Annotated in this window: 11 protein-coding genes and 2 pseudogenes; 3 read left to right on the top strand and 10 right to left on the bottom strand. The window is 74.2% G+C overall.

Annotated features, from left to right (window positions below; genetic code table 11):
• Positions 1-14: 14 nt before the first annotated feature.
• The 9 genes and pseudogenes from ACIQOW_RS18000 to ACIQOW_RS17960 form a co-directional block, all read right to left on the bottom strand.
• Positions 15-1,178 carry a cupin domain-containing protein gene (locus ACIQOW_RS18000; RefSeq protein WP_401085712.1) on the bottom strand — a complete coding sequence of 388 codons (1,164 nt, stop codon included), beginning with the start codon at positions 1,176-1,178 and terminating at the stop codon, positions 15-17.
• The gene (locus tag ACIQOW_RS17995) at positions 1,175-2,146 is read right to left on the bottom strand and encodes a carbon-nitrogen hydrolase family protein (RefSeq protein ID WP_401085710.1); all 972 of its coding nucleotides are present in this window, start codon (positions 2,144-2,146) and stop codon (positions 1,175-1,177) included. The genes ACIQOW_RS18000 and ACIQOW_RS17995 overlap by 4 nt, the downstream gene beginning before the upstream one ends.
• Before the next feature lie 8 nt (positions 2,147-2,154).
• Positions 2,155-4,548 carry an FAD-dependent monooxygenase gene (locus ACIQOW_RS17990; protein WP_401085707.1) on the bottom strand — a complete coding sequence of 798 codons (2,394 nt, stop codon included), beginning with the start codon at positions 4,546-4,548 and terminating at the stop codon, positions 2,155-2,157.
• Positions 4,545-4,868, bottom strand: a pseudogene (locus ACIQOW_RS17985) (acyl-CoA thioesterase); the annotation flags it as partial. The pseudogene ACIQOW_RS17985 and the gene ACIQOW_RS17990, both read right to left, overlap by 4 nt.
• A 99-nt stretch (positions 4,869-4,967) precedes the next feature.
• Positions 4,968-6,572, bottom strand: a pseudogene (locus ACIQOW_RS17980) (AMP-binding protein); the annotation flags it as partial.
• Between the two features lie 418 nt (positions 6,573-6,990).
• Positions 6,991-8,055: a hypothetical protein gene (locus ACIQOW_RS17975; RefSeq protein WP_401085704.1), complete on the bottom strand. Its 1,065-nt coding sequence runs from the start codon at positions 8,053-8,055 to the stop codon at positions 6,991-6,993.
• Between the two features lie 209 nt (positions 8,056-8,264).
• Positions 8,265-9,278, bottom strand: coding sequence for an alcohol dehydrogenase AdhP (gene adhP / locus ACIQOW_RS17970; RefSeq protein ID WP_401085701.1), 1,014 nt, complete (start codon positions 9,276-9,278; stop codon positions 8,265-8,267).
• 153 nt (positions 9,279-9,431) lie between these two features.
• Complete coding sequence (locus ACIQOW_RS17965; RefSeq protein ID WP_401085698.1) at positions 9,432-9,929, bottom strand: GNAT family N-acetyltransferase; 498 nt, start codon at positions 9,927-9,929, stop codon at positions 9,432-9,434.
• The gene (locus ACIQOW_RS17960) at positions 9,926-11,251 is read right to left on the bottom strand and encodes a DUF6271 family protein (RefSeq protein ID WP_401085695.1); all 1,326 of its coding nucleotides are present in this window, start codon (positions 11,249-11,251) and stop codon (positions 9,926-9,928) included. The genes ACIQOW_RS17965 and ACIQOW_RS17960 overlap by 4 nt, the downstream gene beginning before the upstream one ends.
• Positions 11,252-11,601: 350 nt before the next feature.
• On the opposite strand from ACIQOW_RS17960, the gene ACIQOW_RS17955 reads away from it, so the two are divergent.
• From ACIQOW_RS17955 to ACIQOW_RS17945, 3 genes are all read left to right on the top strand, one after another.
• Complete coding sequence (locus tag ACIQOW_RS17955; RefSeq protein ID WP_401085693.1) at positions 11,602-12,789, top strand: peptidoglycan-binding protein; 1,188 nt, start codon at positions 11,602-11,604, stop codon at positions 12,787-12,789.
• 219 nt (positions 12,790-13,008) lie between these two features.
• Positions 13,009-13,614 (top strand): DUF2269 domain-containing protein, encoded by a 606-nt coding sequence (locus ACIQOW_RS17950; protein WP_401085690.1) that lies wholly within the window; start codon positions 13,009-13,011, stop codon positions 13,612-13,614.
• 124 nt (positions 13,615-13,738) lie between these two features.
• Positions 13,739-14,746 (top strand): LLM class flavin-dependent oxidoreductase, encoded by a 1,008-nt coding sequence (locus tag ACIQOW_RS17945; protein ID WP_401085688.1) that lies wholly within the window; start codon positions 13,739-13,741, stop codon positions 14,744-14,746.
• A gap of 91 nt (positions 14,747-14,837) precedes the next feature.
• Here ACIQOW_RS17945 and ACIQOW_RS17940 read toward each other — a convergent pair whose 3' ends face one another.
• Positions 14,838-16,358 carry an APC family permease gene (locus ACIQOW_RS17940; protein WP_401085685.1) on the bottom strand — a complete coding sequence of 507 codons (1,521 nt, stop codon included), beginning with the start codon at positions 16,356-16,358 and terminating at the stop codon, positions 14,838-14,840.
• Between the last annotated feature and the right edge of the window lie 68 nt (positions 16,359-16,426).

Genomic DNA, 16,426 nt, shown 5'->3' with positions numbered 1-16,426 from the left:
GGGGAGGCTCCTGGTCAGGCGGTGGTGGTGGGCTGGTGCCCGTCCGGGTGGGACTCCTCGCGGTACAGGCCGAGCGAGTGCATCACCGGGAAGTCGTCGAAGGAGAACAGGCAGGCGTCCTCGCCCTGGTCGAGGTTCGCGTGTTCGTGCCAGGCCCAGGACGGGACGACGAAGACGTCCCCCTGCTGCCACTCGAAGCGCTGCCCGGCGATCACCGAGGCGCCGCGCCCCTTGGCGGCGGTGTACACCACCGAGCCGGTGTGCCGGTGGGCGCGGGTGGCCTGGCCGGGGCGCAGGAGTTGCAGGTGGGCGGACATGGTCGGCATCACCGGGCCGCCGGTGACCGGGTTGGTGTACTCCATGATCACGCCGTCGTAGGGGGATCCCTCGGCGGCCCGGGCGAGCCGGCACAGCGCCTCGTAGCTGGGATCCCAGGGCCAGCCGAGCAGCGGCGAGTAGGGCCGGGTCCACGTCTCGACGCCGTAGGGCAGCAGGTTGCCGCCGTAGCTGAGCAGCGAGGAACCGGTGACCGGTCCGGGCCGCTGGTACAGCTCGGGGTGGACCTCGTAGAAGTTGGCGTCGAGGGTGTTGACCAGCGGGATGTCCAGGCCGTCCTGCCAGATCACCGGGGCGTCCTCGGCCTCGTTGCCGTGCTCGTGCCAGGTGTTGTTGGGGGTGATCGCGAAGTCGCGCGGGCCGACCTTGAGCTTCTGCCCGTCGATGACGGTCCAGGCGCCGGTGCCCTCGTGGACGAAGCGCAGGGCGGAGGCCTGGTGGCGGTGCGCGGTCATCGCCTCGCCGGGGCCCATGATCTGCAGGCCGGTGTACAGCAGGCCGACGGCGGCGCTCAGTTCGCGGCGGCCGGGGTTCACCAGCATCACCACCCGGCGTCCGGCGTCGTCGGCCTTCACCAGCGGCAGCGCCTTGCGCACCAGCGGGCGGAGGTCGGCGTAGCGCCAGAGCACCGGGACGGACTTCGGCTGGGGGTACCAGGGCTCGATCTCGTTGGCCACCGTCCACAGGGCGCCGGCCTCGTGTTCGGCCAACTCCTGGTAGTAGGCGATCAGTTCGGGGCTGTCGGTGACCCGGGCCCGGCCGATCCGGTCGTCGTCGTGGTTCGTGGCGCCGTCGTGGTCCTGGATGGCGCCGTGGTCCTGGGTGGCGTCGGAACCGGTCATGCCTCCTCCTCGGGGAACTCCAGCGGCCGCAGCGGGCGGTTGTCCACGTGCAGCCGGAAGACGTCGAAGCGGTTGTAGTGGCCGACGATGTCGTGCATCTGCTTGGGCTGGATGCAGCGGCCGAGGTCGATCTCGGCGTAGACGATGCCCTCCTCGTCCACCAGCGGTTCGGTGACGGTACGGCCGTCCGGTCCGAAGATCCCGGACAACGCACTGTGCGGGCGGGAGAGTTGCTTGCGGACCTGGGGGTCGTCGCCGGCGATAAGGTCCACCATCTCGGGCGAGATCGTGGAGCAGGAGACGACCGAGAACACCTTGCCCTCGAAGCAGTGCGCGGCGGTGCGCAGCGCGATGGAGTCCGCCATGTCGTAGTCCTCGGGGCCCACCGGCAGCGCGATGTAGCAGGCGGCGTGGACGAGTTCGCCCTGGGCCAGCAGCGTGAAGCGGGCCAGCGGGTTGGTGTTCTCGCCGCAGGCCAGCGCGCCGAGCGGGCCGACCGGGGTGGGGTGCACCGTGAGGGTGCTGCCGTCGCCCTGTGCCCAGGTCAGCTTCTCGGCCCAGGTCGGCATCAACTTGCGGTGCACACTGAGCAGTTCACCGTCGGCGTCGATGATCAGCAGGGTGTTGTACAGCCGTCCGACGCCGGTCCGGCCGCGTTCGTTGATCCCGATCACCAGCACCACGCCGGCCTGCCGGGCGGCGGCGCGCAGGGTGTCGACGTACGGGCCGGGGACGTCCACGGCGGCGCGGTACAGGCGCTCGAACCAGGGCGAGCCCTGCACCGGGTTCATGGTCCAGTTCCAGTACGGGTAGCCGGGCACGAAGACCTCGGGGAAGACCACCAGCCCGGCGCCGTGCCGGGCCGCCTCGTGGATCAGCGCGACGGCCTTGTCGACGGTGGCGGCCGGGTCCAGGTAGACCGGCGCGGCCTGGACGGCGGCGGCGGTGAAGCGGGGCAGGTGGGGCATGGCTCTCGTCACTCCTCGGTAAGCGGCGGTGACCAGCGGCGGTGGACGGGGGCGGGCGGCTCGCGCAGCAGGTGCAGGCGCGGCGCGACCCGGTCGGCGTTCGGGCCCGGCGGCCTGCGGCTGCCCGCCCGCCAGGGTTCGGGCCACCGGGCGCCGGGCCCGGTGTGGCCCTGCTCGGCGGCGGCGTGCAGGGTCCAGAGCGGGTCGTACAGCTGGGCCCGGCCGACCGCGACCAGGTCGGCCCGCCCGGCCGCCAGAACGGAGTTCGCGTCGTCGTGGCCGGAGATCGCGCCGACCGCGACGGTCGGCAGGCCGGTGGCGGTGCGGATCAGCTCGGCGAAGGGCGTCTGGTAGCCGCGCCCGTACGGCGGCCGCTGGTGTGCCACCACCTCGCCGGTGGAGACGTCCACCGCGTCCGCCCCGGCTCCGGCGAGCGCGCGGCAGATCGCCACGGCCTCGTCCTCGGTGGTGCCGCCGGGCGCCCAGTCGCTCGCCGAGACGCGCACCAGCAGCGGCCGCCCGGGCGGCCAGGCGGCGCGCACCGCCGTCAGCACCTCCAGTGGCAGCCGCAGCCGGTGGGCGAGCGGGCCGCCGTAGTGGTCGGTGCGGTGGTTGGTGAGCGGGGAGAGGAAGGTGGAGAGCAGGTGGCCGTGCCCGAACTGGAGCTCCAGCGCGTCGAAGCCGGCCCGGCCGGCCCGCTCGGCGGCGGCGGCGAAGTCCGCGGTGACGGCAGCCAGTTGGATCTCGCTCGCCTCGTGCGGCACCGGGCTGTCCGGATCCCACGGGATGGCCGAGGGGGCGATCAGCGGCCAGCCGTCGGCGAGCGGGCGTCCGATGCCGTCGGGCCCGGGGGCGGTGGTCGCGCCCCGGCGGCCGGCGTGGGTCAGCTGGATGCCGACCGGGGTGTCGCTCACCGCCCGCACTGCGGCACGGAGTTCGCGCCAGGCCGCCTCCTGGCGGTCGGACCACAGGCCGGGGCAGTGGTCGGTGGCCCGGCCCTCGGGGCCGACCGCGGTCATCCCGGCGAGGACCAGTCCGGCGCCGCCGAGCGCGTGCCCGGTCAGCTGGGCCCGGTCGAAGCCGCTGGGCAGCGCGTCGGGGGAGGTGAAGGTGGCCAGCGGGGGCACCACGACGCGGTTGCGCAGCTCCAGCGCGGCCAGCTTGAGCGGCCGGAACATCGGCGGCACCCCGGGCGGGCCGCCGGCGGTGGCGTCCACGGCCGCCACGAAGGCCGGGTCGCGGGCCCCGAGGTTGCCGTAGGTGACCCTCCGGCTGCGGGTGAGCAGGTTGAGGGCGAACGTGTCGACGCCCTGCCCGGTGCGCCGGCCGATGGTCTCGAACCACTCCAGGCTGGCCTGCGCGGCGCGCTGGGTGGACTCCACCACCGGGCGCCGCTCGGCCTCGTAGGCGGCCAGCGCCCCCTCCAGGGTGGGCTGTTCGCCCAGGGCGGCGGCCAGGGCGAGGGCGTCCTCCAGGGCGAGCTTGGTGCCCGAGCCGATCGAGAAGTGCGCGGAGTGCGCGGCGTCGCCGAGCAGGACCACGTTGCGGTGGCGCCAGCTCGCGTTGCGGACCGTGGTGAAGCGGATCCACCGGGAGGCGTCGGGGATCAGCCGGTGGCCGTCCAGGTGTCCGGCGAGCAGCTCCGCGCAGCGCCGTACGCTCGCCAGGTCGCTCTCGCCGCGCGCCGACTCCGGTGCGGCGAGCGCCTCGAAGCCCGCACGCCGCCAGGCGTCCGCGGCCGCCTCGACGATGAAGGTCGAGCGGGTGGCGCTGTACGGGTAGGCGTGCACCTGGAGCACGCCGAAGTCGTACCGCTCGACGATGAAGGTGAAGGCCTCGAAGACCTTGTCGGTGGCGAGCCACATGTAGCGGCAGTGGCGCTCGTCCAGCTCGGGGCGGAAGCTCTCCGGGTGGGCGGCCCGGGTGCCGGAGTGGATGCCGTCGGCGGCCACCACCAGGTCGTACTCGGCGGCCAGCCGGTCGACGGGCGGGGCGGGGGTGCGGTAGCGCACGTCCACCGCCAGTTCGGCGCAGCGCCGTTGCAGGATGGCGCGCAGCCGGTTGCGGTCCAGGGCGGCGAAGCCGTGGCCGCCGCTGGTGCGGACCTCGCCCGCGTAGCGGACGTCGATGTCGCTCCAGCGGGCGAACTCGGCGCTGATCGCGGCGAAGACCCGCGGGTCGGCCCTGGCGATGCCGTCCAGGGTCTCGTCGGAGAAGACCACGCCGAAGCCGGACTCGTGCTCCCGGCCGTCCCGTTCGAAGACGGTGAGCTCCCGGTCGGGCGCCAGCTGCTTGGCCAGGGCGGCGAAGTAGAGCCCGCCGGGGCCGGCACCGATCACCGCGATCCGCGCGGGGCGCGGTGCGCTGCCGGTGCCGCCGGTGAGGCGCGGCGCCGCACTCATGCGAGCACCTCGGGGCGCTGCGGCCCGGACTCCGCCAGGGTGCGGCGGACCTGTGCGGGCCAGGGCTCGGCGCCCGCGGCGTGCGGTGCGGCGTGCACCACCGACATCCGCCCGCTCGCGGCCAGGCCGTGCGGGCCGTGCACCTCGAAGGCGTAGTGCAGCGAGGAGCCGCCGACCCGGACCACCCGCAGCTCGGTGCGGACCAGGTCGCCGAACCAGAGCCGCTCGCGGTAGTCGGCCTCGAAGTGCACCCGGGGGATCCGCCCGAACAGGTCGGCCAGCCCGAGCCGGCGCAGCAGGGCCGCCTCCGCGGCCTCGGCCCAGCGCTGCACGGCGGAGAAGTGGTAGTGCCCGGCGGCGTCGGTGTCGGACCACTCCACCCGGCGTTCGACGGTGACGCTGGCCGGGGTCAGCGCGGCCAGCCGGCGCAGTTCGGCGCGGTGCAGCTTGCCGGTCGCGGTGCGCGGCAGCTCGGGCACGAACTCCACCGCCCGCGGGTACTTGTAGGGAGCGATGGTGCGCTTGACGTGCTCCTGGACGGCACGCACCGTCTCGGGCCCGGCCGGCACGCCGGCGCGCAGCACCACGTACGCCTTGACCACCGCGCCGCGCCGCTCGTCCGGCGCGCCGACCACCGCGCAGTCGGCCACGTCGGGGTGGGCGGCGAGGGCCTGTTCCACCTCGGGCCCGGCGATGTTGTAGCCGGCCGAGACGATCATGTCGTCGTTGCGGGCCCGGTACCAGAAGTAGCCGTCGTGGTCCCTGACGTAGGTGTCGCCGGTCAGGTTCCAGCCGTCGCGGACGTAGTCGAGCTGGCGCTCGTCGTCCAGGTAGCGGCAGCCGGTCGGGCCCTTGACGGCGAGCAGACCGGGCTCGCCGTCCGGCACCGGGCGGCCCTGCCGGTCCAGGACGGCGGCCCGGAAGCCGGGCACCGGACGGCCGGTGGCGCCGGGGCGGATCTCCTCGTCGGCGGCCGAGACGAACACGTGCAGCAGCTCGGTGGCGCCGATGCCGTCGATCAGCCGCTGCCCGGTGGCCGCGTGGAAGGCCTGCCAGACGGCGGCGGGCAGCGGCTCGCCCGCCGAGACGCAGCGCCGCACCCCGGCCAGCCGGTCGGCCAGCCCGGCGGCCAGGATCGCCCGGTAGGCGGTCGGCGCGGTGAACAGCACGCTCACCCGGTGCCGGCGGACCTGCTCGGCGAGCTGGTCGGGGGTGGCCTGCTCCAGCAGCAGGCTGGCGGCGCCCGCCCGCAGCGGGAAGACCAGCAGGCCGCCGAGACCGAAGGTGAAGCCGAGCGGCGGGGTGCCGGCGAAGAGGTCCTCGGGGGTGGGGCGCAGCAGGTGGCGGGAGAAGGTGTCGGCGATGGCGAGCACATCGCGGTGGAAGTGCAGGGTGGCCTTGGGGCGGCCGGTGGTGCCGGAGGTGAAGGCGATCAGCGCGACGTCGTCGGCGGCGGTCGGGACGGCGGTGAAGCCGGCGGGTTTGGCGGCGCAGCGGGTGGTGAGGTCCTCGGGTCCGCCGCCGCCGTAGCGGAGGATGCGCAGGCCGGGGGTGGCCGCGGCGTGCAGCTCGTCCAGGAACCGGTGGTCGCACAGGGCGAGGACGGGCCCGGCGATGCCGTGCAGCTCGGTCAGCTCGGCGGCGCGCAGCAGCGGCATGGTGGTGACGACCACCCCGCCGGCCTTCAGCACGCCGAGCCAACAGGCGGCCAGCCAGGGGGTGTTGGGGCCGCGCAGCAGGACCCGGTTGCCGGTGGCGAGGCCGAGGTCCTCGGTCAGCAGGCGGGCTACCCGGTCGGCGCGGTCGCGCAGTTCGCCGTAGGACCACTGCTCGGTCGGGGTGAGCAGGCAGCGGCGGTCGGGGCCGAGGAGGCCGATGGTGTCGTCGAGCAGGGCGGCGGCGCAGTTGAGGCGGTCGGGGTAGGCCAACTCCGGTAGTTCGAAGAGGAGTTCCGGCCACTGGTCGAAGGGCGGAAGGTGGTCTCGGCAGAACGTGTCCACGTGCGCGGAGGGAGAGAGCTCCATGGGCGGGCACCTCATCGGGCGAGCGGGGAGTGAGGCCAGTATGGCGCCTCGGTGACGCCAGTCAAGAGAGCGATACATGCATTCGGGCGACGGCCTGGTGGGGGCGCTTCCGGGGTTGCGCGCTCCGGTTCCGTCCGGGACCCGGCTGCCGTCGCGGTCCGGGGTCGGGCCCACGATGGGGTGGGGTCGGGCACACCTCCGGGCTGACCAGGGCCTCGGCCCGCTCCGCGGGGTGCGGGACGCGGGGTGGGAGCCTCGAACGGAGAGCGAGGGGCGGGGACCCGGGGCAGCCGGGTCCATGGGCCGAACGCGTCGGGGTGGGGTTCGTCCGGGCGCGCGCGGTGGCGACCGTCCTCGGCTGCCTCGGCAAGCCCCGACGGTCAGCCCGTCACTCCGCGCTCAGCCGGCCGTCCCGCGCTCAGCCGGCTGTCCCGCGGGCGGAGGCGTCCGGGGTGCGGCCGTCCTGCGCCTGCCGGGCGCGGTCGGCGATCAGCCCGGCGAAGAGGGTGAGTCCGGGCGCGGTGAGGGCGGCGCCGGGCCCCTCGTCGCGCACGATGAGCAGCACGCTGCCGACCCTGACCAGCGCGACCGCCGTGCCGGTGCCGAGGGTGCGGGTGGCGCTCCGGTCGCCGGTCCGCGGGACGGCCACCGCCGTCGCCTCCTCGCCGCCGGTGCGTTCGAGCACGGTGTCGAAGGCGCGGGCGGCGGCCTCGGGGGAGGCGAAGGCGGTCACGCCGAACTCCACGGTCTGCACCGAGGCGGCGCCGAACGTCACGGTGGCGTAGGCGAGTTGCTGGTCGCAGGAGCCCGGCAGCAGGCACCGGGCCGGGTCGGCCGTTCCCGTCCCCGACTCCGCGGCCCGCTGCACCCGCCAGCCGCTCGGCATCGCCCCCTCGTCGGGCAGCACCCCCTGGACCAGCGCCGGGTCCCGCAGCGGCTGCGCGGCGCGCGCCAGGCCGGGCCCGCCCGGCTTCAGCAGCGGGCGCGAGCCCAGGTGGACGCCGAGCGCCACCAGCGCGGTGATCAGCACCAGGGCGAGCGCCACCAGGATCCCGGCGCTGCTCCGTCTGCCGGCGAGCAGCCCGGCGCGGGCGGCCTCCGGGTCCAGCCGCAGCTGGACGGTGCTCGGGCTCTCCGGCCGTGGGCCGGTCCGCAGCTGGACGGTGGCGGGGCCCTTCGGCGGTGGTGGGCCGGCCGGGCCGGTGCGGAGCTGGACGGTCCGCGGGTCGGCGGGCCGCCCCAGCTCCGTGGTGGCCAGGTACTGGGCGAACGCCGGGTCGGAGGCCAGCAGGTGGGCGACGGCGGCGGTCAACAGCGCCCGGGCCTGCGGGTCCTGTGGGCTCGCCTCGGCCGCGGTGAGGGCCCGCGCCCCCTCCGGCACCATCCGCAGCCGCGCCCGCACCACGTCCGCGACCGCCCGATGCGGCCCGTCGTCGAGCAGCGCCGTCACCACGGCCGCTTCGGGCCCCCGGCCGTCCCCCATGGCAACTCCCCTTGCCGCACGAGTGGTCGCCTCCACCATCCCGGACCGACGCCCACTTCGTACCCACGCCGAACGGAACGGAGACGCAACTGCAACCCCACCCGGACGAACCGGGCCCGGCCGGGCGCTACCGGACCAGCGCCCTCAGGACCTCGGGCGGCAGCGCCGGGTTCCGCGCGGCGGCCTCGGCGGTGCGCGGGTCGGGGGGGTCAGCGCAGGTCGAAGACCAGGCGGGCGGAGACCTCGCCGCTCAGCACCTCCTCGAAGCAGGCGTTCACGTCCTCCAGCCGGCGGGTCTCGCGGATCACCCGGGTGCGGCCGAGGGCGTGCAGCCGGAAGACCTCGGCGAGGTCCTCGCGGGTGCCGACGATCGACCCGATCACCTTGGTGCCGTTCAGCACCGTCTCGAAGACCGGGAGTTCGAGCTTGCCGCCGGCCGGGAGGGCGACCAGGACGAGGGTGCCGCCGCGGCGCAGGGCACCGTAGGCGGCCTGGAAGGAGGCGTTGCTGACGGCGAGGGCGATCGCGGCGTGGGCGCCGCCGAGGGCCTGGACCTCGGCGGCGACGTCCTGGGTGCGGGCGTCGAGGACGTGGTCGGCGCCGAGTTCGCGGGCCAGGGCGAGCTTGTCGTCGGTGACGTCGACGGCGATGGTCTCGGCGCCGAAGATCCGGGCGTACTGGAGGGCCAGGTGACCGAGCCCGCCGATGCCGGAGACCAGTACCCGGGTGCCGGGGCCGGCGCCGGAGACCTTGAGCGCCTTGTAGGTGGTGACGCCCGCGCAGGACAGCGGGGCGGCGTCCAGCGGGTCGGTGCCGTCCGGGACGGGGACGACGTAGTCGCCGTGCGCGAGCGCGTACTCGGCGTAGGCGCCGTCCACCGAGTAGCCGCTGTTGTGCTGCTGGAGGCAGAGCGTCTCCCAGCCGGTGACGCACTGGTCGCAGCGTCCGCAGGCGTCCGCGAGCCAGGGGATGGCGACCCGCTCGCCGACCCGGACGTGCCGGACCTGCGCGCCGGCCGCCTCCACGATGCCGACGCCCTCGTGCCCGGGGACGAACGGCGGGCTGGGCTTGACCGGCCAGTCGCCGTGGGCGGCGTGGATGTCGGTGTGGCAGAGACCGGAGGCCTCGATCCGGACCCGGACCTGGTGCGCGGCCGGTTCGGGGACCGGGTGGTCCTCGATGGTCAGCGGTGCGGTGAAATCGCGGACGACGGCGGCCTTCATGCGCTTCTCCCTCGGGCGTACGGGCGGGTGCTGCCGGCGGCTGCGCGTACGGCGCAGCCGCCACCAGCTTCACCCGATGGGGTGATCCCCGCCGTCCGAACCGGGTTGAAACTAGGCCGAAAGAGTGATCATTCGTCCACGTATCCCCGCAGGTCAGCGCACCGGCATCGACATGTAGACGGCGCGCCGCCCGTAGGAGGCCGGGACCGCCACCTCCCGGTGCGCCCGGTAGCCGAGCAGCCGCAGCAGGATGTCCGCGCCGCGCACCGCGACCATCGAGATCCGCTCGTAGCCCAGTTCCTCCGCGTGCGACCGGAAGTGCCGGATGAACCCCAGCGCGACCTCCCGGCCGCGCAGCTCCTCGGCGATCACCAGGTCGTGCACGTGGAGGTTGTCCGAGGCGAAGGCCCCGTCCTCCGGATGGGCGAGGTCCGGGCAGCGCAGCGGCGGGTACGGCAGGCTCAGCAGGTAGCCGCGGACGGCGCCGTGGTGCTCCAGGACGAAGCAGGTCTCCGGCGAGCCGAGGGCGCGGGACTGGAGCGCCTCCCGGCCCTCCGACAGGCCGTCGGCGGCGTAGGCGTCGTGCTCCAGCGCGACCACGGCGTCCCAGTCGCCGTCGGCCAGGAGCCGGATCCGGAGGTCCTCGCTCACCTGGCCGAGACCTCGGAAGCGGCGCCGAGCCCCTCCGCGCGGGCGGCGGCCACCAGTGCCGCCCAGGCCTCCACCAGCACCACCCAGCGCCTGGCGTCCTCCTGTGCCTCGTCCAGGAGCTGCTGCCGCTGCCCGGCCACCGCGTCCGCGAGGTCGGCGTACTTGCCGCCCAGCTTGCGGTAGGAGCGGTCCAGGACGTCCAGGCAGTGCTCGTTCCCGGCCCGGTCCCAGTCGACGCTGCCCCGCGCCAGGTCGAGGATCGGCTCGATCCTCAGCCCGTGCCGCTCGTCCAGCAGGCCGCGGCCGAGGTCGATCATCCCGCCGTAGACCGGGTACAGGTACAGCATCGAGAGCAGGAACTTGACGAACCGCGTCTGGTAGGCGATGAAGCCGGCGCCGGTGCGACGTTCGGGCGTGTAGTAGTTGACGATGTGCCGGTTGTGGACGACGCCGGGCATCCCGGAGTGGACCAGGGCGTGCAGCAGGACGTAGTCGCTGCCGATCGTCTCGATCGAGGGCAGCAGCGGCAGCACCTCGTAGGCGCGGTGGTCCAGGGCGGTGTTGCACATGAAGACGTCCCAGATGTCGGGCACGCCGAGGACGGACTCGTCGGTGCTGAACGGCTCGGAGTCGGCGCCCTTGAAGGAGACGTCCACCATCGCGTCCTTCTCCTCGTCCGACCACACCGGCGGGGCCCACAGGCGCACCACCTCGCGGTAGACGGCCGGGTCCAGGTCGTGCATCTCGCTGATGTCCACGCAGAGTTCGCCGACGAAGGAGCCGGCGACCAGCATCACCGGCTTGTCCGCGTCGGCCGGGTCGAGCACGGAGCGGGACACGCCGGCCGCCGCCTCGCCGGCCGGCCGGCCGATCGAGAGCAGCTCGTGGTGGATCGGGAAGACCTTCCGGCCGTCGAGGACCTGGAAGTCGGCGTCGTCGTTGCGCAGGTGCACCGAGGTGCAGTCCAGGGCGGCCGCGCCCAGGAAGAGCCGGTTGACGCAGGAACCGTACGCGACGGCCCGCGGGAGCATCAGGTCGAGCAGCAGTTCGGGGTCGGCGGCGCCGGAGCGCACGCTCGCCCGGCGCAGGAACTCCCGCTGCTGCGCCTCGCCGAGGTGGTGGACGAACACGCCGGGGGTGGGCTCCAGCGCGGCCACCGCGCCCGCGTTCTTCGCGAACTCGACGGCGTCGGTGGTGTCGAGGACGAGGAGGTGCACCTCGACCCCGAAGTTCTCGACGGCGTAGGCCGCCTCCTCGGCGAGGTCCACGATGGTGTCGGGGCAGGGGCGCATGGTGGGCAGGGCGAGGCAGACTCTTTGCATGGTGCGGGTTTCTCCGTCGGATCGTCAGATTCGGTTCCACGGTTGCGAGTTGAGCGCGCACGGAAGCCCCGGGCGTCGGCTCGGACCGGTCCGCCGACCACCGTGGACTAGACCACTTGTGATGTCAACGATTGACAGCCGGGCCTCGGCAGGGTGAAATGCGCCGCGCGATCGGCCGTCCCCGCACGGGCGCCCGAGTCGCACATGGAGGCGAATACCCTCCGCAGAGTCGAACGGCCGGGCGGGCCCGCGGGGTTCACCGCCGCGCATTTGTGCCCTCGGGGTCAATCCGCGAGCCGTACCTGCCGATACCCGAGGTGATGCCCTCACGCCGTTCGGAGGAGACCACGATGCCCGAACTGTGGCTGCCCGGTGCCGAGGTCCACGACCTCGGCGATCACGCGCCGACCGACCAGCAGTACCCGCCGAAGGCCATCGCCCACATCACCTGGGACCGCAACGCCACCGCCACCGCGCCGCAGGACTGGTGCTCCTACGAGGACCTGGTCGGCTACTTCACCGGCAGCGGCGCCGGGAACGCGCCGCACCTGGTCTGGGACCCGTTCAGCGGCCGCGCCACCCAGCTGTTCCCGGCCGACTCCCGCTCGAAGAGCCTGCTCAGCCCCGCCCAGAGCCCGACCCGCACCAACCGGGCCGGGCGGGTGGTGATCCAGATCGAGGCGGTGTTCTTCCCCTACTGCCGCTACCGGGGCGGCACCTACCCGCGGCTCGTCGACACCCCGTGCGCCGGCTGGGACCGGATCCACGCCTGGATCTCCTCCTGGGGCGTGCCCGACGTGTGGCCGATGGGCCGGCCGGCCGACTTCTCCGGCCACCGCGACGAGCGGGCCTGGGAGACCCGCGGCGGCTGGTACGCGCACGCCCACGTGCCCTTCAACGACCACACCGACCCCGGCACCTGGCCCGACTTCACGGGCGGCTCCCCGGACATCCCGCCCTCGCAGCAGCACCCGGTGCCCCCGGCCACGCCCGCCCGCTACCAGGTCAGCATCAACGGCCTGAGGTACGGCTACGGCGCCCAGGGCTACCAGGTGACGACGGTCGGACGGGCGCTGGTCTCGCACGGCTTCGGCAGCCACTACCGCTCCGGCCCCGGCCCGGACTGGACCGACGCGGACACCGCGAACTACGCGGACTACCAGGGGAGTCTGGGCTACTCCGGGCAGGCGGCGGACGGCGTCCCCGGCGAGGGCTCGCTGCGCCGGCTGCTCGGCTACCTGCCCGGGCAGCGGACCGTCTCGGTCTCCCACGTCATCGCGGCCGCCCAGTCCGATCCGGGGGCCGCGCAGGGGCACCTGACGTACGGGGCAGAAGTGGCGATCGTGGAGCAGGCGCTCGTCGACGAGGGGCTGCTCGATCAGCGGTGGGCGGACGGCTCGTTCGGCAGCCTGACGGTCTCCGCGTACGCCGCCTGGCAGCGGCGCTGCGGGTACCAGGCGGGGGCGGCGGACGGGATTCCGGGGCAGGCCTCGCTGCAGCGGCTGGGCGCGGAGCAGGGGTTCGCGGTGACCGACTGAGCCGTGGTGCCGCTCCCGCTGGTGCTCCCGTTGTCCGCGTTGTTCCCGCTGGTGCTCCCGCTGGGACCGCTGCTACCGAGGGAGTAGCGGTCCGGCGGTTGCCGAGGGTGCGTACTCGCCTGGGAGTAGGCGAGGTTACTTCCACCGTCAGATGCCCGATGAGGCCCGGACGGGAGAGCCTGGGGCCGTCCTGATGACCCCGACTCGAAGGAGGTGCCCGTGCGCTCGCCCACCGGCGCCGTCGTGGCGCCCGACCCGGCGTCCGGTGGCAGGCGGCCATCCGCCGACCGCCGCCTGCCACCGGGGGCACGCAAACCCCTGGTCGTCCTGCACGTCGTCGCCTCGGTGAGCTGGCTGGCACTGATGCTCTGCCTGCTCACCCTGGCGGTGACGGCGCTGACGACCGGGGACGCCGACCGGCTGCGCACCGCCTACCGGGCGATGGGCCTGCTCGGCGACGCGCTGGTCCTGCCGCTGAGCCTGCTCACCTTCCTGAGCGGGGTGGCGCTCGGGCTCGGCACGTCCTGGGGGCTGTTCCGGTACTACTGGGTGAGTGCCAAGTTCTGGCTGACGCTCGGGGCGATGGCGGCCTCCGTCTTCGCCCTCACCGCCCGGCTGCACGACGCGGTGCGGGTGGCGGAGGCCCATCCGACCGGGCCGATCACCGTCGCGGACCTCGGCTTCGTCCGCTACAACACCGTGATCGTCCCGGCGGTGGCGCTGACGCTCTACCTGTTCAACGTGATCCTGTCGGTGTACAAGCCCTGGGGGCGGCGCAAGGCCGCAGGCACCCTCCGGCGCCGAATACCCGGGGCGGGCTCCTGAGCCGTGGGCCATGAGCCGTCGGCTCCGGCTCCGGCTCCGGTCTTGGCTTCGGTTCCAGCCCTGGCTTCGGCTCCGGCCCGGCAGCCCGGGAATGCCGGTGCGGCGGGCGGGCGTTGTCCACCGCGTGACCAGTGCCGCGCCCAGGACCAGGCTCTCCGTGCTCGACCGCTCCCGGACCAGACAGGGAGAGGAGCCGGCCCAGGCGCTGCGGGACACGGTGGCCTTCGCCCGCGAGGCGGAGCGGCTCGGCTACCACCGGTTCTGGGTCTCCGAGCACCACGGCGTGCCGGGGGTGGCCGGATCGGCTCCCACGGTGCTCGCCGCGGCGGTGGCGTCGGCCACCACGCGGATCCGGGTCGGCACCGGCGGGGTGATGCTGCCCAACCACCAACCACTGGTGGTGGCTGAGCAGTTCGGGGTGCTCGCCGCGCTGTTCCCGGGGCGGATCGACATGGGGCTCGGGCGCTCGGTGGGCTTCACCGACGGTGTACGGCGGGCGCTGGGGCGGGAGAAGGACGTCGCGGACGAGTTCGGCGCCCAGCTGGCCGAACTGCTCGGCTACTTCGACGGCTCGCAGCAGGCGCACCGCGGGGTCCATGCCCGTCCGGCCGAGGGCCTGCACGTCCCGGCCTTCGTCCTGGCCACCGGCGCGGGCGCCGACCTGGCCGCCGATGCCGGGCTGCCACTGGTGATCGCCGCCGCGCGCGGGGAGGACCGGATGCTCGCGGCGATCGACCGTTACCGCACCCGGTTCCGCCCCTCCGCGCAGTCCGCCGAGCCGTACGTGGTGGTCTCGGGCACGGTGGCGGTCGCCGACACGGCCGAGCGGGCGCGTGAGCTGCTCGTCCCGGAGGCCTGGTCCGGCGCGTACTCGCGCACCCACGGGGAGTTCCCGCCGCTGACCCCCGCCGCCGAGGTCCGCGCCCGGGAGATGACGGCAAGGGAGCGGGCCGCGTACGAGCAGTCGCTCAAAGGCCACATCGCGGGCACCCCGGAGCAGGCCGCCGCCGAGCTGGTGGCGCTGGTGGAGCGCAGTGGGGCGGACGAGTTCCTGGTCAGCACCAGTACCTACGACCGGGCCGCGCTGTTCGACTCCTACCGGCTCCTCGCCGAAGCGGTCGGCCAGGGCTGAGGGGTCGGCTCCGGAGAGGAGCCCGGGCAGCCCGCGCAACCGGGCAGCCCGTGCAATGCAAGGCAACCGGGGCAACCGGGGCAGCCAGGGCTCAGCCTTCGCCGGCCCCGGTGGTCCCCAGCCGCGCGTAGACCTCCGGCCGCCGGGCCCGCAGCCGCAGGGCGATCCCGACGCCGGTCAGGAACACCACCGGAACGATCGCCACCAGCGGCCAGTTGACCTCGGGCCCGGCACTGGTGAACAGGTCGAGCCGCCACACCACCAGCACGGTGGCCCCGCAGAGCAGCACGGTGGCGGCCAGCGGCGCGACGACCGTACGGAACACCCCGGCGCTCGCGGCGGCCGCCCGGTTGCGGCGGAAGAAGGAGAACACCGCGAACGCGGCCAGCGCCTGGAGCACCAGGATGCCGACCACACCGGGGGAGTTCACCCAGAGGAAGAACTGGTCGTACGGGTCGGCCCCGATCAGCGCCGCCACCCCGACGGCCACCGCCGCCAGCACCGACTGCGCGATGCCGCCGATCCACGGCGAGCCGTGGCGCGGGTGGATCCGGCCGAGCGCGGCCGGCGCGGCCCGCTCGGTGGCCAGCGCGTAGCCGTACCGGGTGATGGTGTTGTGGAAGGCGAGCAGCGCCGCGAGCAGGCTGGTCACGATCAGCACCCGCTGGACGTCCGTCGCCCAGCCGCCGACGTAGTCGGTCATCGCGGTGAAGAACATCCCGGCCGGGTCGGCGGTGGCGGTCGCGACGGCTTCGGTGTCGCCGAAGGCCTGCACGATCACCCAGGTGACGAAGGTGTAGAAGAGGCCGAGGAAGGCGATCGCGGCGTAGGTGGCGCGCGGCACGGTCCGGTGCGGCTGCCTGGCCTCCTCGCGGTAGATCGCGGTGGCCTCGAAGCCGATGAAGGCGGCGAAGGAGAGTCCGAGCACCCCGCCCATCCCGCCGGAGAACACCTGCTTCGGCGCGAACGAGGACAGGCTGAGCCCGTGTGCCCCGCCCTTGACCAGCACCGCCACGGCGAGCACCAGCAGGATGCCGGTCTCGGCGATCAGCAGCAGTCCGAGCACCTTGGCCCCGAGGTCTATCGAGCGGAACCCGAGGAACCAGACCACCGCGACCCCGAACAGGGCCCAGACCGGCCAGGGCAGGTCCAGCCCGAGCAGGTCGGCGGCCGTGGTGTGGGCGAAGTACCCGAAGGCGCCGAACATGCCGATCTGGATGGCGTTGTACGACAGCACCGCGAGCAGGGCCGCGCCCAGCCCGGCCGCCCGGCCGAGGCCGCGGGTGACGTAGGCGTAGAAGGCGCCGGCGTTGCGGATGTGTGCGGTCATGGCGGTGAAGCCGACCGCGAAGAGCGCCAGCACCACGCCGGTGGCCAGGTAGGCGACCGGTGTGCCGATGCCGCCGAAGGAGATCGCGAACGGTGCCACGCCGGCCATCACGGTCAGCGGCGCGGCGGCGGCCACGACGAAGAAGACGATGTCACCGGTGCCGAGCACCCCGCGCTCCAGGCCGCCGGGGGCGTCCGGGGAGGCGGGCGAGGCGGGGGAGGACGGAACGGCGTCGGGGGGACGGAGCGCGGAGGAGGAAGCAGCGTCGGAGGGCAGGTTCATGGGGGAGCTCTCCTGAGGTCGTACGGACGAGGGTAGAGCGGTCGGCGGCGGATTCGAGTCGGCCGCCG

Origin of the sequence: Kitasatospora sp. NPDC091335, from assembly GCF_044757205.1 — a bacterium.
Classification (GTDB): Bacteria; Actinomycetota; Actinomycetes; order Streptomycetales; family Streptomycetaceae; genus Kitasatospora.
This window is presented reverse-complemented; position numbering and strand designations above follow the sequence as displayed.